This window comes from Blattabacterium cuenoti BPAA, from assembly GCF_000348805.1.
Lineage (GTDB): Bacteria > Bacteroidota > Bacteroidia > Flavobacteriales > Blattabacteriaceae > Blattabacterium > Blattabacterium cuenoti_B.
On record NC_020510.1, the window covers coordinates 561,713 to 583,619 of the forward strand.

Genomic DNA, 21,907 nt, shown 5'->3' on the forward strand with positions numbered 1-21,907 from the left:
AATAAATAAAAAATGATGCTTATAAAGATGTTTTTTTTCATGAATGCAAAAAATTATTTTACGTTTCCAAAACGACGTTTTCTTTTTTGATAATTTATTATAGCTTCGAAAAAATCTGATTTTCTAAAATCAGGCCATAAAATATTTGTAAAATATAACTCTGCATAAGCAGATTGCCAAAGTAAAAAATTACTAATACGTTGTTCTCCACTTGTTCTGATAATTAAATCTACATCTGGAAAATCTTTAGTATACAAATGATTTTGAAAAAAAGAACAATCTATATCTTGTAATGAAAACAAACCATTGCATACTTTTTCAGCAATATTTTTTGTTGCTCTTACAATCTCTTCTCTCGAACTATAACTTAACGCTAAAATTAGCGTAACAGATGTATTATGTTTTGTTTTTTTCATGAAAAAAAGTAATTCTTTTTGAATTTTTTCAGAAAATCTTTCGATTTTTCCTATCGTCATAATTTTCACATTTTTTTCATGAATCTCTTCTAAAGAAATTTTCAAATTAGTATGAAACAAACGCATTAAATTATCTATTTCCTGTTTAGGTCTATTCCAATTTTCTAAAGAAAAGACATATAAAGTTATATAAGGAATTCCTAATTCCTTACATCCATTTATTACATCTTTTACAGATTGTATTGCTTTTTCATGACCAAATGTTCTTAATTTTCCTCTCTTTTCAGCCCAACGACCATTTCCATCCATAATAATAGCTACATGATTAGGTATATTATTATAATTTATTTTCTCTAATAATTTTTTCATACAAAAATAAGAAAACATCTTTTACAAAGATAGAATAGATTTTTCACATTCAATTTCGTTGGTCTATTCCCCATAAAAGTTTTTCTCTCAATGTTTTATAATATGTATTCTTTCCTTCTTGAAGGAGATATATATAAAAAGGAGCTTTTTGTATGTATAATTCATTTTCTTGATTTAAAGAAGTTAGTCTTGTATCCATAGATAAAGAATAAGATTTTACACGACTATGTATTTTTAAATAAACTTTTTGATGATCCGATATGATTAATGGACGTGAAAACAAATTATGTGGAGATATAGGTGTCAAAACAAAATTTTTATTTTCAGGACCAATAATAGGACCTCCACAACTTAGAGAATATCCAGTAGATCCAGTTGGAGTAGAAATAATCAATCCATCTGCCCAATAAGAAGTTAAAAATTCATTATCTATATAAGCATCTATAGTGATCATAGATACCATTTCTTTTCTAAGAATAACGATTTCGTTTAATGCGAAATTAAAAAATTTATTATGATGACCCATTATAGAGGTTTCTAACGATAATAAACTTCTTGGCATTATATGAAGTTTTTTATTAAAAATTTGATCTATTTTTTTGACAAAAACCTCTTTATTAAAAGTCGCTAAAAAACCTAAATTACCCGTATTAACCCCAACTATAGGAATCCCAGAATCCCTAATTAATGTAATAGCGGATAAAATGGTTCCATCTCCTCCAAAAGTAAACATTAAACTAAAATCTTGAGTTATTAATTCTTTATAATGAGAAAAAACAGGAAAATCTAAATTTTTGAATTCTTCAAAGGAAGACAATATATGAAAAAATGATTTTTCAATATGGATTTCTATGGAATGACTAGATGCATAGCCCATGAACTGATTAAAATATGGTATATTTTTTTTGCAAAGTTTTTGTCCATATACGGCTATTTTCATTTGAAATATTTTCTTAACAACAAATTGAAAGATTTACGAAATTAGTTGTTTTATTATGATGATTATGTTTAATCAAGTAAAATAAATAGTTTTTATTATAAATTTGTGTTTCTGAGAAAATAAAAAAAAACATAAAATGAAAGAATCTTTGTTTCCCGCAAAAGTATTGTTATTTGGAGAATATGGAATTTTGAAAAATTCAAGTGGACTTTCTATTCCTCATGAGATTTACAAAGGTACTTTAAAAATTTATTCTAATTTCAATAAAAATATTTTACGTTCCAATTATGAAATTAAGAAATTTTATAATTTTTTATCTATTTTGGAAAAAAAAAACAAATTTCAACAAAACTAAATTTAAAGAAATTAAATCAAGATATCCAAAATGGAATATTTTTTCATTCAAATATTCCTCAAGGATATGGAGTGGGAAGCTCTGGAGCATTAGTCGCTGCTATTTATGATAAATACACAAAAAATAAATTAAAAGGATGTTTGAAAACAAATCTTATAATATTAAAAAAAATATTCAGCCAAATGGAATCTTTTTTTCATGGTAAAAGTTCTGGAATAGATCCTTTGATTTGTTATTTAAACCAACCTTTACTCATTCGATCCGAAACCGATATTTCTATAATCGGTATACCAAAAAAACATCAAGGAAAAGGAGCTGTTTTTTTATTAAATTCTGGAATTCCTAGTAAAACTGATTCTATGATTCAATTTTTTTTTAGAAAATTGAAACAGGATAATTTCAAAAAAATTTTATTTTTAGAATTTATAAAATATAATGAAAAATGTATTGAATCTTTTTTAAAAGAAGATTTTAAAATTTTGTTAGAAAATGTTAAATTTTTATCTATTTGGGTTTTGAATCATTTTCGTCCCATGATTTCTAAAAACTTTTTGAAAATATGGGAGGATGGAATATTTAATAATATTTATTATTTAAAATTATGTGGTTCTGGAGGAGGAGGTTTCCTTTTAGGTTTTACACCAAATTATGACTTATCCAGAAAAGAATTGAAAAAATACACCATGGAAGTCCTTTTTCGTTTTTAATTCATTTTTTTTATGCATCATAAAATTAGATTAAATCATTACTTGTCCAATGCAGGAATTTCTTCCAGAAGAAAAGCGGATAAACTTATTCAATCTGGAGCAATAGAAGTCAATGGAAAACCGGTTTTCAAATTAGGAACTGTAATTCATACAGATGATATTGTTAAATTTCATGGATCAAAAATTAAATCTAAAAATAAAATTTATATACTACTCAATAAACCTAAAGGTTTTATTACTACTACAAAAGATCAATTTAACAGAAAAACAGTCATGAATTTAATTCCCTGTCTATCTGAATATAGAATTTTTCCTGTAGGAAGATTAGATTTTTATACTACAGGAGTTTTACTTCTAACAAATGACGGGTATATAGCTGAAAAATTGACTCATCCTAAATATCATATAAAAAAAATATATCATGTATCATTAAATAAAAAAATTAAAAGTGAAGATTTAGATCAAATAAGAAAAGAGAAAATTTATCTAAAAGAAGGAAAAGTAAAAGTTTGTTTTGTAAAAAACAAAAAAAACGCTAAAAATCAAATAGAAATCGGATTATCCATAGGATGGAATCGAGTCATTAAACGAATATTTAAAAAACTAAATTATAAAGTTATTCGATTAGATCGAATTAATTTTGGTGGACTTTCCAAAAAAAATCTTAAAATAGGAAATTGGTGTTTTTTAAATAAAGAAGAAATAGAAAATATTGTTACTAAATCATAATTTTTTCATGAAAAAAATAATTATTATTAATGGTCCTAATTTAAATCTTTTAGGAACTAGGGAACCTGAATTATACGGAAATGAAAATTTTTTAGATTATATCAAAAAATTAAGAAAAAAACTGTCTTCTAATATAGAAATAATTTATTATCAAAATAATAGTGAGGGAAAAATTATAGATATCCTACATTCTGTAGGATTCAAATCGGATGGAATTGTTCTAAACGCAGGAGCTTATACTCACACTTCTATAGGCATTGCTGATGCCATCAAATCTATTTCTTCTCCTGTTATAGAAGTTCATATCTCTAATATTTATTCCAGAGAATCTTTTAGAAAAAAATCGTTTCTTTCTCCTGTTTGTCACGGAACAATTTTTGGTTTTGGATTAAAATCTTATGAATTAGGAATAATGAGTTTTTTTTTATAAAGAAGGCCACTAATAAAAAAAACATATTTATTATTCAGGAAAAGAATCAATCAAAAACTAATTGATAAACTACTTTTAAATTTTACATAAAAAATTTTCATGATTAAAATCAAATTTAGAAAGCCACTTTCCTAATATTTCTATAAATATTTTTGGATGTTCCATCATAGGAACATGTCCACATTTATCTATCCAATGTAATTCTGAATGAGGTAATAATCTGTGAAATTCTTTTGCTACTTCTGGGGGGGTTACATTATCTTGTTTACCCCAAATTAAACAAATAGGTTGATGAATCATAGATAAATCTTTGGACATATTATATTTCATAGCGCTTTTTGCAATATATAAAGTTTTAATTCCTTTTTTTTTATCATTTACAATATGAAAAACTTCATCTACTAATTCTTTAGTCGCTATATTAGGATTATAAAATACTTCTTGTGATTTTTTTCTGATATATTCATAATTTTCTCTTTTAGGAAAAGCATCTCCAAAAGCTTTTTCAAATAATCCAGAACTTCCTGTTAAAACCAAAGAATGAACTAAATCTATTTTTTTTTTTGCTATGATTAAAGCAATGTGTCCTCCAATAGAATTTCCTATTAAAGTAGCTTTTTTAACTCCTATTTCTATTAAAAATTGGATTACATGCTGAGAAATGTTAAAAATATTAGTCAAAAACAATGGCATATTATAAAAAGGTAATGAAGGAATGATAACTTGATAACCTTTTTTTGGAAAAAAATCCAAAATAGCTTTGAAATTACTTAATCCTCCCATTAATCCATGAAGCAAAATCAAAGGATGACCTTCCCCTTTTTTTATATGAGGAAATTTGTTTTTATTATTATCAATAATATGAAACATAATATCATAACGATTTTATTTTTTTTATTTTGTGTCTGTTTTAAAGTCTTTTTTTACATTCGTTTTTGAACAATAAAGTAAGCTTCTTTAGCTGCCATTTCTTCTGATTTTTTTTTTGAAGAACCTATTCCTTTAGTTTGAATTCCACATTCTGATATTGTAAATTCAGATAAATAAATAATTTTATTTTGATTTTGATCTTCTCTAAAAGTTTTAAAATTTATAAAAAATTTATTTTTTTGAGACCATTCTAGAATCCATACTTTATAACTGAAAATTTCATTTTGTAACTTTTCAATATTCACATGAGGATGTAATATTTTTTTATGTACAAAATTTTCACATTCTTGATATCCTCCTTCCAAATAAATAAAGCCTATTAAAGCTTCAAGTGTATTTCCAAGTATATTTTCAGATATCATAATAGATTTATCGAAAAAAATATCTGAAATAGTTAATTTTTTAGAAATTTCATTTAAATTTCTTCTACATACGATTTTGGATCGTATTTGAGTTAACTCTCCTTCTTTTTTTTCAGGAAATTTTTTACACAAAAAATGTGATATTATAGAATTTAATACAGCATCTCCTAAAAATTCTAATCTTTGAAAATTAAGAGAATAATTTTGATTGAAATTCTTTTTTTTTGTATAAAAACTATATATGAATACTTCTTTTAAAAATTTTGTATTTTTTGGACAAAATCCTAATATTTTTATTAAAATACCAACTAAGATAGAAGAGTCATTTTGTTCAAAAAAAGTCCTATTTTCAGATAACATTTATTTTTTAAATAAAATACAAACATTATGTCCTCCAAAGCCAAACGTATTGCATATACTAATTTTTACCTCTTTTTTTATTGCTTGATTTGGAGTTAAATTAATTTTCGGATCTATATTTTTATCTATATGAAATAAATTGATAGTTGGAGGAATAATTCCTTTTGTTAAAGGAAGAATAGAAGCTATTGCTTCTATTGCTCCAGCTGCACCTAATAAATGTCCTGTCATAGATTTTGTAGAATTAATATTGATATTATGTATATTTTCATGAAATACTTCTTGAATCGCTTTTATTTCTGCAATATCTCCTAATCTAGTAGATGTCCCATGAGAATTAATATGATCAACTTCTTTACATTGAATACCTGCATCTTGAATAGCTGATTTCATAGCAAAAATAATACCTATTCCTTCTGGATGAGGAGCTGTCATGTGATAAGCATCTCCAGATAGACCTACTCCTCCTATTTCCGCATATATATTGGCTCCTCTTTCTTGAGCATGTTGATATTCTTCAAGAATAAGACATCCTGCTCCTTCTCCTAATACAAAACCATCTCTGTTTTCATCAAAAGGACGTGATGCTGTTTTATAATCTTCATTTCTGGTAGATAATGCATGTAATGCATTAAAACCTCCTATTCCACTTTGTGTAATTGCAGCTTCAGATCCTCCAGTAACGATGATATCCGCTTTTCCTAAACAAATAAGATGATAAGCATCTACAATTGCATTAGAGGATGAAGCACAAGAAGATACCGTTGCATAATTTGGACCATGAAGACCATAATTCATAGAAATTAACCCAGCAGTAATATCTATAAGCATTTTTGGTATGAAAAATGGACTGAATTTAGGATATTTTCCTCCATATACATAATCAGAAATAGATTCTTCTAAATTTAAAAGCCCTCCAATTCCAGATCCCCAAATCACTCCTATTCTTTCTCTTTTTTCTTTTGAAAAATTGATTCCACTATTTTTGATCGCTTCTTCAGAAGCGACTATCCCATATTGTGCACAAGGATCTAATTTCCGTCTTTCTTTTTTATTAAAAAAAACACTTGAATCATAATTTTTTAATTCACAAGCAAATTTAGTTTTATATTTCTTAGTATCGAAATAAGTAATGGGGGCACACCCATTTTTTCCGAGAACAAGAGATTTCCAATATTCCTCTACAGTATTTCCTATAGGAGTAATAGATCCGATACCAGTTACCACTACTTTTTTTTTAATTAATTCCTCCATATTTTATCCATTCATACATAAAATATCTGTATAATCAGTTTTTTTTATTCTGCATTTTTTTTTCTATCAAAATATTTTCTATAGCCTGTACGGCTTCCCCTACTGTTGTGATTTTTTCAGCTTTTTCATCTGAAATACTAATATTAAACTCTTTTTCAAACTCCATAATGAGTTCTACTATATCTAAGGAATCTGCTCCTAAATCATTGGTAAAACTTGCCGTAGGAGTGATTTCACTTTCTTCTACGTTTAATTTTTCTACAATAAGAGCATTGACTTTAGATGCGATATCAGACATAGATTCATAATTTTTTTATGGTACAAAATTAGTAAACTTTTGTAAATCATGCATAAATTTGCTTTATGCATAAATAGTACATGACATATGATCTCTTTTTCTATAGAAAATTATGGAATTTTGAATTCTTCATACAATTGGCAATTGACGCCTGATGAATTACAAAAAATCATTATCCGAAAAAAAATGGGAGTTGAAACAAAATCAGGAGTTTTAGCTATAAATACAGGTTCTTTCACTGGAAGATCTCCCGAAGATAGATTTATTGTAAAAGATAAAATAACAGAACAAAAAGTTTGGTGGGATGAAAAATTTAATCAATCTTTTGATTCAGAAAAATTTGATTGTTTATATCAAAAAATAACCCGATACTTATCGGGAAAAACTTTATATATCCGAGATGGATATCTTTGTTCCGATAAACGTTATCAATTAAATGTTCGTTCTATTAGTGAATATCCATGGTCTGATTTATTTATTCATAATTTATTTTTAAGATTTCAAGAATTGAAAAGAATTTTACCAGATTGGTTATTATTCTGTGCTCCAGGATTTCAGGCTAACCCCATAAAAGATGGAACACGAAATAAAAATTTTTCTATTTTAAATTTTTCTAAAAAAATCATTCTGATTGGAGGATCCGGATATACAGGAGAAATTAAAAAATCTATATTTTCTGTTCTAAATTTTATACTTCCTATGTATAAAAATGTTTTTCCTATGCATTGTGCCGCAAATATAGGAAAGCAAAAAAAAGATACAGCTCTTTTTTTTGGATTATCTGGAACAGGAAAAACTACTATTTCTAATGATATTAATAGAAATTTGATTGGAGATGATGAACATGGATGGACTTATGATAATATTATCTTCAATTTTGAAGGAGGATGTTATGCTAAAATATTGGGTATTTCTAGAAAAAATGAACCAATGATTTATCATGCTATAAAAAAAGGAGCCATGTTGGAAAATGTCTTTCTCAAAACAAAAACTAGAGAAGTAGATTTTTTAAATGATTCCATTACTCAAAATATAAGAATAAGCTATCCCATTTATTTTATAGAAAATATTGAAAAAAAACTATTATCTTCTAATATAAAGAATATTTTTTTTCTAACATATGATGCTTTTGGAGTATTACCACCTATAGCTAAACTGAATAGAGCTCAATCTTCTTATTATTTTTTATTAGGATATACATCTAAAGTAGCTGGTACTGAATTAAATATTCAAGAACCAAAATCTACTTTTTCTTTTTGTTTTGGAGCACCATTTATGCCTTTACATCCCGTTCAGTATACAAAAATGTTCATGAAAAAATTAGAGAATACTAAAATAAATGTTTGGATGATCAACACCGGATTAATATCGGGAGGGGAGTCATATGGATCATCTAGAATTAAATTAAATGATACACGTAAAATCGTTCAAAATGTTTTAAATGGTTTTTTATTAGAAGTTCCTTACGAAAAATATCCTATTTTTAATTTTCAAATTCCGAAATATTGTCCAGGAGTCTCTTCTACTATTTTGAATCCAAAAAATTCATGGGAAAATGAAAAAATGTATCAAAATCAAGTCAGAACACTCGCAAAAAAATTTATTCAACATTTTGATAGATACAGACAAGATATAGATAAAAGTATTATCTCATATGGAGAACCTGTTTTAGAATAAAATAAGTCTATTTATTTAGAATGTTTTTCTATTATTTTTCCAATATCGTTGGATAGATTGGTGAATGTATTTTCCTAAAATATCAAATTCTACATTTACCATATCACCAATTTTCATTTGATGAAAATTGGTGGTTTCATAAGTATAAGGAAGAATAGATACGTTAAAAATATATTGATTGCATGTTATTATAGTAAGACTTACTCCATTAATGGCAATAGAACCTTTTTTTACAATTCTATGATTCAATTTTATTTTAGATTTAAAAAAAAAGAGCCAGCTTCCATTTCTATTTTCTATTTTAATAATCCTAGCAATTGTATCTACATGTCCTTGAACTATATGTCCATTTAACCTTTCATGCAACATCATCCCTCTTTCTAAATTGACTTCATCTTGAATTTTTAAAAAATTTAAATTAGTACATAATAAAGTTTCTTCAGAAGCTATGACTGAATAAGTTTTTTTATTAATATTCATAATACTTAAGCATATTCCATTATGACAAATACTTTGATTGATTTGAATTTTTTTATTTAAAAATGGATTATTGAAAGTGATACAAAGATTGTTTTTCTCACGATTTAATTGATGTACTTTTGCAGTACATTCTACAATTCCAGTAAACATAATAATTTATAATAATTGTTATCAAATTAATTAAATATTCTATTTTGTATGAATTATAGAAAAAAAAAAATTAAAGTTGGTTTTACCACGGGCGATATTAACGGAATAGGAATCGAAATTTTTTTGAAAGTATGTTGCAAAAAAAAAATTTTAGATTTTTTCACTCCAATATTATTTGGATCACAAAAATTATGTTTTTATTATAAAAAAATTTTAAATATGGAAATCAATAATATACGAGAAATTAAAAATTTTAAAGAGGTTGTTGATTATAAAATCAATGTATTTAACATATGGAAAGAAGACATTAAATTCGAATCTATAAAAATCAATCATCCTGAATCGGGAAAATATCCCATTTTATCTTTAAAAAAAGCTGTAAAAGCTTTAAAAGAAGGGAAAATAGATGTACTTGTAACAGCTCCAGTTAATAAAAAATCTATGAATTCCAAAAATTTTTCATTTTTCGGTCATACTGAATATCTACAAAATGTTCTAGAAGGAGAATCCTTAATGTTTATGATTCATGACATTTTAAAAATCGCCTTAGTAACCAATCATTTACCTTTAAAAAAGGTAAGTTCAGAATTGAATATAAAAAAAATAATAAAATCAATTAAAATTTTACATCAATCTCTTATCATTGATTTTTCTATAGAAAAACCCAAAATTGCGGTTTTGGGATGTAATCCTCATTCAAGTGATAATGGATTAATAGGGAATGAAGAAAACACAAAAATTAAACCAGCTATTGATAACTTATTTCAAAAACAAGGATGGTTAATTTTTGGACCTTATCCTTCAGATAGTTTTTTTGGAAATCAAAACTATAGAAATTTTGATGCTGTTCTAGCTATGTATCACGATCAAGGTTTAATTCCTTTTAAAACCCTAACTTTTAATCAAGGAGTCAATTTTACAGCTGGACTTTCCCATATACGAACATCTCCTGATCATGGAGTAGCCTATGATATAGCTAAAAAAGGAATTGCCAATGAAAATTCCTTTGAAGAAGCGATTTTTAATGCTATAAAAATATTCAAAAATAGAAAAGAATATATGAAATTCAGTTTATCAAGATTATCATAAAATTACAAGAATCATATTTTTATTCACTTGTAAAATACCTCCTTCTATTTTAATTTCTTTTTTTATATCTTTCGATTCCAATTTTAAAAAACCATTTTTTAATATAGAAATAAATGGAGCATGATTTTTTAATATTTGAAAATATCCCTGGATTCCAGGAGCTATAATAGAAATTATATTTCCTTGATACAAAATTTTATGAAAGCTAATAATTCTGATTTTCATGAATATATAGACAACATTTTTTTTCCACTTTCTATAACTTGTTCAATGGTTCCTTTTAAATTAAAAGCAGACTCTGGAATATCATCTAACTCTCCATCTATGATCATATTAAATCCTCTTATAGTATCTTCAATTTTTACAAATTCTCCTTCTATTCCCGTAAATTGTTTTGCCACATGAAACGGTTGAGATAAAAAACGTTGAACGCGTCTAGCTCTAGAAACTATTAATTGATCTTCTTCACTTAATTCTTCTATTCCGAGAATAGCTATAATGTCTTGTAAAGAATTATATTTCTGCAAAATTTTCTTTACTCTTTCTGCACAATTATAATGATTTTCATTTATTATATCTGGAGATAAAATACGTGAAGTGGAATCTAAAGGATCTACTGAAGGATAAATTCCTAAAGATGCTATTTTTCTGGAAAGAACGGTAGTTGCATCCAAATGCGAAAATGTGATAGCAGGGGCCGGATCGGTTAAATCATCTGCAGGAACATAAACGGCTTGTACTGAAGTGATAGATCCTGTTTTTGTAGAAGTTATTCTTTCCTGCATAGAACCCATCTCAGATGATAAAGTAGGTTGATATCCTACTGATGATGGAATTCGACCTAATAACGCTGAAACTTCTGATCCAGCTTGAGTAAAACGAAATATATTATCTATAAAAAATAAGACATCTTGTCCTTTTTTTCCTTCTACATATTGATCTCTATAATATTCAGCCAATGTTAATCCGGATAAAGCTACTCTTGCTCTGGCTCCAGGAGGTTCGTTCATTTGACCAAAAACAAAAACAGCTTTAGATTCCTTTAAAGATTCTTTGTCTACTTTAGAAAGATCCCAATACCCTCTTTTCATTGATTCCATGAAAGACTTTCCATATTTTATAATTCCAGATTCTAACATTTCTCTTAACAAATCATTCCCTTCTCTAGATCGTTCTCCAACTCCTGCAAAAACAGATTTTCCTCCATGTTCTTTTGCTATATTGTTAATCAACTCTTGAATTAATACAGTTTTTCCAACTCCTGCCCCACCAAATAATCCAATTTTTCCTCCTTTAGGATAAGGTCCTATTAAATCTATCACTTTAATTCCTGTATACAAAATCTCTGTATTAGTAGACAAATCTACAAATGCAGGAGATTCACTGTGAATCGGTTTAGTTTTAGATCTATCTAAGTCTTCTAATCCGTCTATACAATCTCCTATAACATTGAATATCCTACCATTAATAGATTCCCCTACAGGAACACAAATCGGTTGATCTAATGCATAAACTTCTTGACCTCTTTTCAATCCATCCGTTATTTCCATAGATATACAACGAACATGACGGTCTCCTATATGTTGTTGAACTTCCAATACAATTTTATTTTCTTTAGAAGAGGAGTGGACTTCCAAAGCATCATAAATTTTAGGAAGATAAGATTCTTCTCTAAAAGAAACATCAATTACTGGTCCTATAATTTGAGTAATTATTCCCCTAAATTTTTTTTTATGCATCATAAAATTCCTTTTTTTTAAACATTGATAGAATTATATTTGCAATTGTAAATGTAAGAGAAAAAAAGACAAAATTTTGAAAATTTATTCATTGATTGATGAATTTTCTTCTTTCGATCCATGTGTATTTACACTTGGAGTTTTTGATGGCGTTCATATAGGACATCAAGAAATTATTAAAAATTTAATTTTTAGATCTAGAAAAAAATATTGTTCCGTTCTGCTCACTTTTCATCCACATCCAAAAGAAATATTAAATTCTGATAAAAAATTTTTTTATTTAAATACTCTTTCTGAAAAAATATATAATTTAAAAAAAACAGGAATAGAACACTTGATTATTCATCCTTTTACTATCAATTTTTCAAGATTAAGAACAAAAGATTTTTTAAAAAAAATATTACATCCTAAATATAAAATTAGAAAAATCATTACTGGATACGATTCTCGTATCGGAACAAATAGAGATAATTCTTACGAAGAATTAAAAAAACTATCTCATAGTTATGGAATAAAAGTTTATAAAGTAAGCCCTTACAAACTAAAAAAAAAAATAGTGAGTTCCACTCACATACGTAAATCTCTTTTATTAGGAAATATACAATGGGCAAATCAAGCTTTGGGATATTTTTATACATTGTCTGGAAATGTCATAGAAGGAAAAGGTATAGGAAGAATGATTAATTTTCCCACTGCAAATCTACAAGTAGACTCCAAAAAATTGATTCCCAAAAAGGGTGTTTATGCTGTAAAAATTAATTACTTAAATAACATGTATTCAGGAATGTTAAATATAGGAATAAATCCCACTCTAGAGAAAAAAAATAGAAAAATAAAGATAGAAGTGCATATATTCGATTTTTTTGAAAATCTATATGGAAAAAAAATAGATATTTTAATGATTCGTATAATCCGTGAAGAAAAAAAATTTAATTCTATCCAAGAATTGAAAAAACAAATATATATAGATAAAATGAATGTACAGAAATTTTTTTATCATGAAAAAAAAAATAGATAGAATTATTAAGGATATATTTAAAAACTTAAATCATAAGATTATTTTCATCTCAAAAACTTCTACTGTTATAGAATATATTCAAAATAAATACAGTTCAAAATTTAGTTCTGAAACTAAATTTTTTACGATAGAAAAATTTTTTGAAACTATTTCTGGACTAAAAATTTTAGATCATCATTCAATACTGCTTTACTTTTTTTCTTTTTTAAAAAAAGATGATTTTATAGAAAAAAAATTTCACGATTTTTTTAATTGGGGACCTAAAATATTAAATGATTTTCAGAATATAGATTTTAATATGGTTAATGTTGAACATTTTTTTTCTTCTATTATTTCTACAGAAAAAATAAATAAATGGAATCTTGATTTTTTGAAACAAGAAAAATTTTTTTTTTGGGAAAAAATTCATGAGTATTATTATATTTTACAATCTCAACTCTTCAAAAAAGGAATTGCTTATCATGGAATGCTTTTCAAAACAGCAATCTCTTGTTTAGATTCTTTCTTGTCTAAAAATTTAGATACAAAAATTGTATTATTTCTCGTTCAGAATATTGCATTTTTGAATCAATGTGAAAAAATTTTTACTAAAAAAATTATTCAACAAGGATTAGTTTATGATTTATGTGGAAAAAATATTTCAATTTTCACTTTAGAATCTTTGAATCAAAGAAGGCTTTTAAATTCAAGAACATGTTCACAATATGAGAATTTAAAAATTATTGGTGTTTCAAAAGAAATAGAACAAGTGAAAACTGTAAAAAATATCATATGCAAATTGATCAAAAAAAATCAAAAACCTAATAAAATACTTCTAATTCCAGGAGATCAAAATTTGACGATTCCATTAGCATATTCTATAAAAAAATTAGGAATTAATATATTTTTTAATATAGATTGTTCATTAAATAATATTCCTATTTATTATACTTTTTATTTCATATTCCAATTACTGTTAAAAAAAAAGAAATTCAAAAAATTTCCTAGAAAAGATGTGATCAAAGTATTATCCGACGGATATATACAAAAATTTTTTTTAAAAAAAAATTCAATCTTAAAAAAATTAAGTATCGAAAATGATTCTGATTTTCTTTTCGAAGACGAAATAAAAAAATATTTATACAGAAATGACTTGTGGATTATTTTTAAAATTCAAACTAATGATATCAAAATGATTCTTATAAGTCTTATTAGTTTTATTAGAAAATTAAAAAAATTGCTATTAACGAATAGAAGAAAACATTTTTTGGAATTGATTTTTATTTCTAAACTAGAAATTTATATACAAAAATTCAGAATCATAGTTAGAAAAACTAAAAATTTATCTTTAGAAATTAATGATGTATTTAACATATATGAAGAGTTTGCTCATACAGAAAATATACGATATATACGTAAACATAGAAGAAGAGGATTATATGTAACAGGTTTTATAGATGTTTTTTTAGAAAATTTTGATGTTGTGATCATTACATCCTTTAATGAAGGAGTGATTCCCCCGAATTATAATAATAAAAACAGTTCTTTTATTCCATTTGATATGGAAAAAAAATTACAGATCAATAATACTCATGAAATTTTTTATTTTCATCATTTAACAAGAATTATTCAATTTTCAAAACAAACATATTTAATATATAAAGATCAACCAGATGAAATTAATTCTGGAGAAAAAAGTCGTTTTATTCATAGAATAGAAATAAATTCTAAAATTTCAACCGAAAAAATAAAAAAACCATTTTTTCCTCTAAATTCGAAAAGACTTCCTATTGTAATTGATAAAACCAAATCTATAATTCGGTGTTTGCATGAATTAGTCAATAAAGGATTATCCCCTTCTTCTATTCATTTATATAATTATAATCCTCTTCTATTCTATTATAAGAAAATCCTTAAGTTAAGAGATCCAGAAAAAATATCTTACAAAAAAAAAATAGGAAAAATTATCCATAAAATATTAAAAATTTTGTATGAGCCTATAAAAGAAAATTTTATGACAATTGATTGTATCCATGAAATGAAAAAAGATTGTGAATCTATTGTAAAAAAAGTTCTTTTAGAAAAAGAAAAAATCATTGAAGGAAATAACATGTTTTTTTATTGTATTATAAAAAATTATGTAAAAAAATTCATTTCATGGGATGAAAAATTTGTTAGACGCGGACATAAAATTTTTATAAAGGAAATAGAAAGAAAAGTGTCTTCGATATTAAATATCGGATCAAAAAAAATAAAATTACATGGTATTATAGATCGTATAGATGAGTATGATGGAAAAACTCGTATTCTTGATTACAAGATAGGATTTTCAAAAATTAAAGAAATTAATGTTTCTTTAAAAAATATTGAAAATATTTTTTATGATACAAATTATGTAAATACCATGCAATTGCTGGTTTATGTTTACTTATGGTTTCAATCTTCCATATTGAAAGGAAGTAAAAAAGAATCTCCTATTATAGGAATTATTTCTCCCGAAATGAATGGAGATATATTACAAATTCCCATAAATATTTTTCGTATTCTAAAAACAAACATCACATATGAAAATTATAAAATAAACGTTCTTCCATTTCTGATTAAAAGAATTTCTGATATACTCGATCCTAGTATTCCAATTATAGAAAAAATTTATTGATTTATAATATAATTTTTTATATAATTTCCTACTTCTTCAGTAGTAGAAGATAATTCTGAATTAATAATATCTGGGGTACAGATTTTTTTTTCAATAGAATTTTTCACCGCTTCATCTAAAAGATTTTTTTCTTTATACATTCCAAAATATTCTAACATCATAGAACCTGAAAGAATACATCCTAAAGGATTTGCAATATTTTTTCCTTTCGCTTGAGGATAAGATCCATGAATAGGTTCAAACATGGATTTATAATTCCCTATAGAAGCCGAAGGAAGTAATCCTAAAGACCCTGTTAAAACGCTTGATTCGTCCGAAAGAATATCTCCAAACATATTGTCCGTTAAAATGATATCAAATCTTTTAGGATTCATAATAATTTGCATAGATGCATTGTCTATATATAAAAAATCTAGATCAATATCTGGATAATCTAACGATATTTTTTGAATCACTTCTCTCCACAATCTAGAAGTTTCTAATACATTAGCTTTATCCACTAATGTTACTTTTTTTTTACGAAGAAGAGCCGCTTTAAAAGCTTTTTCCCCAATTTTCTCAATTTCTGCTTTAGAATAAATACAATAATCATAAGCTTTTTCTCCATTTTTACAACGACCTTTTTTTCCAAAATAAATTCCTCCCGTTAATTCACGATATATAACAAAATCAATTTCATTTAATAATTCCTTTTTTATAGGAGATATATCTAATTTAGGAAAGACGAATATAGGACGAATATTGCAATATAAATTCATTTTTTTTCTGAGTTTCAACAATCCATCTTCAGGTCTCATTCCTATTGGATTCTGATCATATTTTGGATCTCCTATACAACCAAATAAAACAGCATCTGATTTTAAACAATTATTTATAGTTTCTTCTGGCATAGGATTTCCAAATTTTTCTATAGCTTTAGATCCAGCTAAAGCATTTTTATAATGAAAATCGTGACCATATTTTATGGCTATAGAATTTAAAACTTTTATGGTTTGTTTTATCACTTCAGGACCTATTCCATCTCCTTTTATTACAGAAATATTTTTTATCATATTAAAAAAATATTCTATTTTTTTCAAAATTTTTTACATCATTTTTAATAGAAATCAAAAAATCTATATCATCATAACCATTTATAAAACAATTTTTTTTATACGGATGAATATAAAATTTTTCAAATTTTCCTGTTTTTAACATTGTTACTTTTTGATTAATTAAATCAACTTTTATTTTAGTTTTTGGATTATTTTCAACTGCATGAAATAATTCTTTTAAGAAAGATTTTGATACTTCTATCGTTAATAATCCATTATTTAATGCATTTTCTTTAAAAATATCAGCAAAAAAACTAGATATTATCACCCTAAATCCATAATCAAAAAGCCCCCATACAGCATGTTCCCTACTGGAACCACATCCAAAATTTCTTCCTGATAAAAGAATTTTTCCATGAAAATTAGAATCATTTAATATAAAATTTTTATTTAAGGACCCATCTTCTTGATAACGCCAATCCATAAAAATATTTTTTACACATTCTTCACGTCTAATCTCTTTCAAGAAACGAGCAGGTATAATTTGATCCGTATCAACATCTTCTATAGATAATGGAACAGCCTGACTAATTAACATCGTAAATTTTTTCATGAATATATTTATTAATATCTACAATTTTACCTTCAATAGCTATAATAGCTGCAGTCAAAGGACTAGTAAGTAAAGTACGAGACCCTGGCCCTTGTCTTCCTTCAAAATTTCTATTAGATGTGGAAATACAATATTCTCCTGAAGGAATCTTATCTTCATTCATTCCTAAACAAGCAGAACATCCTGGCTGACGAAAGTCAAATCCAGAGTCTTTAAAAATCTTATCTAATCCTTCTTTTTTAGCTTGTCTGATTACTTGATTTGATCCAGGAACAATCATCACTCGTACATGAGTTGCTTTTTTTTTCCCTTTTATTATAGAAGCCACTAATCTTAAATCTTCTATTCTAGAATTAGTACAACTTCCTATAAAAATGTAATTTATCGTTTTTCCTATCAAAGATTCACCTAATGAAAAATCCATATAAGACAAAGACTTACTGTCTATATTTAATTTTGGAATTTTTTCAGATATTTTGATCGCCATTCCAGGATTTGTCCCATATGTTATCATTGGTTCAATATCTTCAGCATTCAATACATGTTCCTGATCAAATATTGTATTGTCATCGGACTTTAAAGATTTCCAATACTCCATAATTTTTTTCTTTTTTATTTCTTTTAACGTTTGGAACTTTTTACATTTTTTGACATAATCAAAAGTAATTTGATCTGGAGCGATTAGTCCACCTTTTGCTCCCATTTCAATGCTCATATTACAAATAGTCATTCTTCCTTCCATACTCATTTTTTTAATAGCGGCCCCCGTATATTCTATAAAATATCCGACTCCAGCATCCACTCCTAATTTTGATATGATATATAAAATCACATCTTTTGGTGTCACTCCTTTTCTTAAATTTCCATTCAATTGGATTTTCATTTGTTTAGGCTTAGATAACAATAAACATTGACTAGCCATAACCATAGTAATTTGACTGGTTCCAATTCCAAAAGCAATGCATCCAAAAGCTCCATGAGTAGAAGTGTGACTGTCTCCACAAACTACAGTCATACCAGGTAAAGTATGACCTAATTCAGGACCAATTACATGAACTATTCCATTATTTTTATCTCCTAATCCATATAATGTAATTCCAAATTGATTACAATTATCTGTTAATAAGTTAATTTGTTTTCTAGATGAAAAATCTGAAATTGGTAAATGCTGATTAATTGTAGGAACATTATGATCTGCCGTTGCTATGATTTGATTTGGTCTAAAAATAAATAATTTTCTTTTTTTTAACTCTAAAAAAGCTTGAGGACTCGTCACTTCATGTATATAATGTATATCTATATAAAGAACATATATTTCATTTTCTAATTTTTTAATAATATGAGAATCCCATACTTTATCAAATAATGATTTTTTAACATTGTTATAGGACATTGATTCTTCTATCATTTGTATGATGATTATTCAACACTTTATTATTTTTTTTGTGATTCAAATTCGCTTTTTCTAATATTGTTTTCAATTCCATATCAGTAATTTCTTTCTTTTCATCTGCATATTTTAAGAAAATAGAATAAACCAAATCTAAAGAATTTTTTTTCAAAAAATGCCCCAATTTTTTATACCGATAAGCTAAAGCGGCTCTTCCACTTCTAGCTGTAAGAATTATTGAAGATTGATCTATTCCAACGTCTTCTGGATTTATACTTTCATAAGTTTCTCTTTTTTTAATGATTCCATCTTGATGGATTCCAGAAGAATGAGAAAAAGCGTTCATTCCTACTATAGCTTTATTAGCTTGTACTTTCATTCCCGTACATTTTGATACCAAATGACTCATAGAAGAAATCAATTTTGTATTAATATGAGTAAATAAATTTAAATGATTATTTTGTTTAATAATCATAACAATTTCTTCTAGAGAAGTATTTCCTGCTCTTTCTCCAATTCCATTAATAGTACACTCTACTTGTTCTGCTCCATTCATAAGACCAGCTAATGAATTAGCTGTAGCCAATCCTAAATCATTATGACAATGAGTTGATAATATAATTTTATGAATTCCTTTTACATTTTCCTTTAAAAAACGTATTTTATACCCATATTCTTCTGGTAAACAATATCCTGTAGTATCAGGAATATTAATCACTGTTGCTCCATATTTGATCACATTTTCACAAATTTTTGCTAAAAATTCATTTTCTGTACGTCCTGCATCTTCAGCATAAAATTCTACATCTTCTACATATTTTTTTGCATATTTAACAGCATGTATAGCTCTTTCTATAATTTTTTCCGGAGTGCTATTAAATTTATAACGAATATGATAATGTGAAGTTCCTATTCCAGTGTGAATTCTAGGAAGTTTTGCATATTTTAATGCAATTCCCGCTATTTCTATATCTTTTTCTACGGCTCTAGATAGGGCACAAACTACTGTATTTGAAACAGATTTACAAATTTCTTGAACAGATTGATAATCTCCTGGACTTGAAATAGGAAATCCAGCTTCGATTACATCTACTCCCAAAAATTCTAATTTTTTAGCAATTTTTACTTTTTCTATAGTATTTAATTTGCATCCTGGAACTTGTTCTCCATCTCGCAAAGTCGTATCAAAAATATGTATTCTATTTTTTTCCATATCATTGGATAATTTTCATCAAAACTATTTTTTTCAAAAAGAAAATAGAAATAAATTATTATAATACTTACAATATCTAATTAATAAAATTATTTTATATCTTTCTATTATTCAAAGAATATATCATTATAAAATTACAATGTCTAATTATAAATCAGATCATCTTTTTTTATTAATTCGAACTTTATCAAAATCTGAAAAAAGAAATTTTATACTTTATGCAAATCGAATAAAAAGAAACAAATGCACTAAGTTCATGAAACTATTCGAAATTATGAGAAAAATGAATGTTTATAACGAAAAAAAAATATTCAAAAAAGCCCCTATCAAAAAAGAACAATTATCTAATATAAAAGCCCATTTATATAAACAAATATTGATTAGTCTGAAAAAACTACAAAATCCTGTAGAAAACCATGATATAAAAATCCGTGAGTATTTAGATTTTTCTAAAATTTTGTACAATAAAGGCTTATATATACAAAGTCTAAAATTATTAAAGAAAGCAAAAATAATTGCTAAATCTTATGAATCTAATACTATTCTTTTAGAATTAGTAGAATTTGAAAAAATGATAGAATCTCAACATATAACTAGAAGTCTTTATTCTAGATATGTAGAATTATCTGAAGAATCAAAAGAATTAATTGAAAGAATTCAATGCAATAATGCATTATCTAGTCTATCTTTAGAATTATATGGTTTATATTTAAAAGTAGGATATGTCAGAAACGAAAAAGATAAAATATTTATAGAAACATATTTTCGTACAAATCTACCAAAATTCGATATTAATAAACTTAGTTTTTACGAAAAACTATTTTTATATCAAGCTCAAGTGTGGTATCATTACATCCGACAAGATTTCATCATGTGCTATAGATCATCTTCTAAATGGGTTGAATTGTTTCAAAATCATAAAAACGCGAAAAAAATAGCTCCTGTAAGTTATTTAAAAGGATACCATTACTTGTTAGATACTTTATTTTATTTGAATCATTATTCAAAATTTATTCATGTGTTTCAACAATTTGAAAAAGAAGTCCAGAATGGAGAGATACTGATAAATGGAAATACTAAGATATTAATCTTTATGTATACATATACTAACCGTATCAACAAACATTATATGGAAGGAAGGTTTTCGGAAGGAGTTAAAAAAGTAATTCCATTATTATTTATAGAACTTAACAAAATATCTAATCGTTTGGATTCTCATTATATTATGATTCTTTATTATAAAATTGCTTGTTTATATTTTGGTAGTGGAGATAATAAGAATACCATTCTATATTTATCAAAAATTATGGAAAATAAAAAAAAAAACTTACGACAAGATTTACAATGTTTTTCCAGACTTTTATATTTAATTGCGTGTTACGAAAGTGGATTAGATGAAAATATGGATCGAAAAATTCGATCTACATATAAATTTTTTATTCAAATGGATGATTGGTATGTTGTGCAAAAAAAAATTATTCATTTTTTTCAAAATTTGGGAAATGTATACCCACATCAAATTAAAAATCATTTTAAAAAATTAAGAGATCAATTAGTTAAATATTATGAACACCCTTATGAAAAAAGAACTTTTCTGTATTTAGATATTATTTCTTGGCTAAATTCAAAAATAGAAAACAAATCTGTAGAATTAATTATCAAGGAAAGATTTATAAAGAACAATCAAAAATAATTGAAATCAAAAAAATTATTTAA

At 25.7% G+C, this 21,907-nt stretch carries 20 protein-coding genes and 1 pseudogene; 8 read left to right on the forward strand and 13 right to left on the reverse strand.

Annotation, left to right across the window (positions count from 1 at the left end; genetic code table 11):
* Positions 1 to 53: 53 nt before the first annotated feature.
* On the reverse strand, positions 54 to 785 hold the full coding sequence (gene uppS, locus BPAA_RS02725) for an undecaprenyl pyrophosphate synthase (RefSeq protein WP_041178678.1): 732 nt from the start codon (positions 783 to 785) through the stop codon (positions 54 to 56).
* Between the two features lie 49 nt (positions 786 to 834).
* Positions 835 to 1,725 carry an NAD kinase gene (locus BPAA_RS02730; RefSeq protein ID WP_015430135.1) on the reverse strand — a complete coding sequence of 297 codons (891 nt, stop codon included), beginning with the start codon at positions 1,723 to 1,725 and terminating at the stop codon, positions 835 to 837.
* A 136-nt stretch (positions 1,726 to 1,861) separates the two neighbouring features.
* Between BPAA_RS02730 and BPAA_RS02735 the strand changes: the two are divergent.
* From BPAA_RS02735 to aroQ, 3 genes and pseudogenes are all read left to right on the forward strand, one after another.
* Positions 1,862 to 2,787: pseudogene (locus tag BPAA_RS02735) on the forward strand (mevalonate kinase family protein).
* Between the two features lie 12 nt (positions 2,788 to 2,799).
* Complete coding sequence (locus BPAA_RS02740; protein ID WP_015430136.1) at positions 2,800 to 3,516, forward strand: pseudouridine synthase; 717 nt, start codon at positions 2,800 to 2,802, stop codon at positions 3,514 to 3,516.
* Between the two features lie 7 nt (positions 3,517 to 3,523).
* Positions 3,524 to 3,946, forward strand: a complete 423-nt coding sequence (aroQ, locus tag BPAA_RS02745) for a type II 3-dehydroquinate dehydratase (protein ID WP_015430137.1) — start codon at positions 3,524 to 3,526, stop codon at positions 3,944 to 3,946.
* Between the two features lie 75 nt (positions 3,947 to 4,021).
* On the opposite strand, the gene BPAA_RS02750 is transcribed toward aroQ, so the two are convergent.
* The 4 genes from BPAA_RS02750 to BPAA_RS02765 are packed head-to-tail and all read right to left on the reverse strand — an operon-like array spanning position 4,022 to position 7,150.
* Positions 4,022 to 4,816 carry an alpha/beta fold hydrolase gene (locus BPAA_RS02750; protein ID WP_015430138.1) on the reverse strand — a complete coding sequence of 265 codons (795 nt, stop codon included), beginning with the start codon at positions 4,814 to 4,816 and terminating at the stop codon, positions 4,022 to 4,024.
* A 53-nt stretch (positions 4,817 to 4,869) separates the two neighbouring features.
* Positions 4,870 to 5,598: a ribonuclease III family protein gene (locus BPAA_RS02755; protein WP_015430139.1), complete on the reverse strand. Its 729-nt coding sequence runs from the start codon at positions 5,596 to 5,598 to the stop codon at positions 4,870 to 4,872.
* Positions 5,599 to 6,852 carry a beta-ketoacyl-ACP synthase II gene (fabF, locus tag BPAA_RS02760; protein ID WP_015430140.1) on the reverse strand — a complete coding sequence of 418 codons (1,254 nt, stop codon included), beginning with the start codon at positions 6,850 to 6,852 and terminating at the stop codon, positions 5,599 to 5,601. It lies immediately after the preceding gene.
* A gap of 34 nt (positions 6,853 to 6,886) precedes the next feature.
* Entirely contained in the window at positions 6,887 to 7,150 is a 264-nt protein-coding gene (locus tag BPAA_RS02765) for an acyl carrier protein (protein ID WP_015430141.1), read from the reverse strand.
* An 87-nt stretch (positions 7,151 to 7,237) separates the two neighbouring features.
* On the opposite strand from BPAA_RS02765, the gene BPAA_RS02770 reads away from it, so the two are divergent.
* A complete protein-coding gene (locus BPAA_RS02770; protein WP_015430142.1) occupies positions 7,238 to 8,827 on the forward strand; it encodes a phosphoenolpyruvate carboxykinase (ATP) in 1,590 nt (529 codons plus the stop codon).
* Between the two features lie 15 nt (positions 8,828 to 8,842).
* On the opposite strand, the gene BPAA_RS02775 is transcribed toward BPAA_RS02770, so the two are convergent.
* Positions 8,843 to 9,457 (reverse strand): riboflavin synthase, encoded by a 615-nt coding sequence (locus BPAA_RS02775; protein WP_015430143.1) that lies wholly within the window; start codon positions 9,455 to 9,457, stop codon positions 8,843 to 8,845.
* Positions 9,458 to 9,505: 48 nt separating this feature from the next.
* Between BPAA_RS02775 and pdxA the strand changes: the two genes are divergently transcribed.
* Complete coding sequence (gene pdxA, locus BPAA_RS02780) at positions 9,506 to 10,546, forward strand: 4-hydroxythreonine-4-phosphate dehydrogenase PdxA (RefSeq protein ID WP_015430144.1); 1,041 nt, start codon at positions 9,506 to 9,508, stop codon at positions 10,544 to 10,546.
* Here the strand turns inward: pdxA and BPAA_RS02785 are convergent.
* Complete coding sequence (locus BPAA_RS02785; RefSeq protein WP_015430145.1) at positions 10,541 to 10,771, reverse strand: F0F1 ATP synthase subunit delta/epsilon; 231 nt, start codon at positions 10,769 to 10,771, stop codon at positions 10,541 to 10,543. The two genes, pdxA and BPAA_RS02785, sit on opposite strands and share 6 nt — an antisense overlap.
* A complete protein-coding gene (atpD, locus tag BPAA_RS02790; RefSeq protein ID WP_023469967.1) occupies positions 10,768 to 12,285 on the reverse strand; it encodes a F0F1 ATP synthase subunit beta in 1,518 nt (505 codons plus the stop codon). The genes BPAA_RS02785 and atpD overlap by 4 nt, the downstream gene beginning before the upstream one ends.
* Positions 12,286 to 12,361: 76 nt before the next feature.
* On the opposite strand from atpD, the gene BPAA_RS02795 reads away from it, so the two are divergent.
* On the forward strand, positions 12,362 to 13,303 hold the full coding sequence (locus BPAA_RS02795) for a bifunctional riboflavin kinase/FAD synthetase (protein WP_015430147.1): 942 nt from the start codon (positions 12,362 to 12,364) through the stop codon (positions 13,301 to 13,303).
* Positions 13,284 to 15,941, forward strand: a complete 2,658-nt coding sequence (locus tag BPAA_RS02800) for a PD-(D/E)XK nuclease family protein (RefSeq protein ID WP_015430148.1) — start codon at positions 13,284 to 13,286, stop codon at positions 15,939 to 15,941. The genes BPAA_RS02795 and BPAA_RS02800 overlap by 20 nt, the downstream gene beginning before the upstream one ends.
* On the opposite strand, the gene leuB is transcribed toward BPAA_RS02800, so the two are convergent.
* From leuB to BPAA_RS02820, 4 genes are read right to left on the reverse strand one after another with little or no spacing between them, the layout of a single operon-like run.
* On the reverse strand, positions 15,935 to 16,993 hold the full coding sequence (gene leuB, locus BPAA_RS02805) for a 3-isopropylmalate dehydrogenase (protein ID WP_015430149.1): 1,059 nt from the start codon (positions 16,991 to 16,993) through the stop codon (positions 15,935 to 15,937). The two genes, BPAA_RS02800 and leuB, sit on opposite strands and share 7 nt — an antisense overlap.
* A 1-nt stretch (position 16,994) precedes the next feature.
* Positions 16,995 to 17,588 (reverse strand): 3-isopropylmalate dehydratase small subunit, encoded by a 594-nt coding sequence (gene leuD, locus BPAA_RS02810; protein ID WP_015430150.1) that lies wholly within the window; start codon positions 17,586 to 17,588, stop codon positions 16,995 to 16,997.
* Positions 17,563 to 18,996: a 3-isopropylmalate dehydratase large subunit gene (gene leuC / locus BPAA_RS02815; protein WP_015430151.1), complete on the reverse strand. Its 1,434-nt coding sequence runs from the start codon at positions 18,994 to 18,996 to the stop codon at positions 17,563 to 17,565. The genes leuD and leuC overlap by 26 nt, the downstream gene beginning before the upstream one ends.
* Positions 18,971 to 20,191, reverse strand: a complete 1,221-nt coding sequence (locus BPAA_RS02820; protein WP_015430152.1) for a 2-isopropylmalate synthase — start codon at positions 20,189 to 20,191, stop codon at positions 18,971 to 18,973. The genes leuC and BPAA_RS02820 overlap by 26 nt, the downstream gene beginning before the upstream one ends.
* A gap of 139 nt (positions 20,192 to 20,330) precedes the next feature.
* On the opposite strand from BPAA_RS02820, the gene BPAA_RS02825 reads away from it, so the two are divergent.
* Entirely contained in the window at positions 20,331 to 21,884 is a 1,554-nt protein-coding gene (locus BPAA_RS02825; protein ID WP_015430153.1) for a hypothetical protein, read from the forward strand.
* Positions 21,885 to 21,907 lie beyond the last annotated feature (23 nt).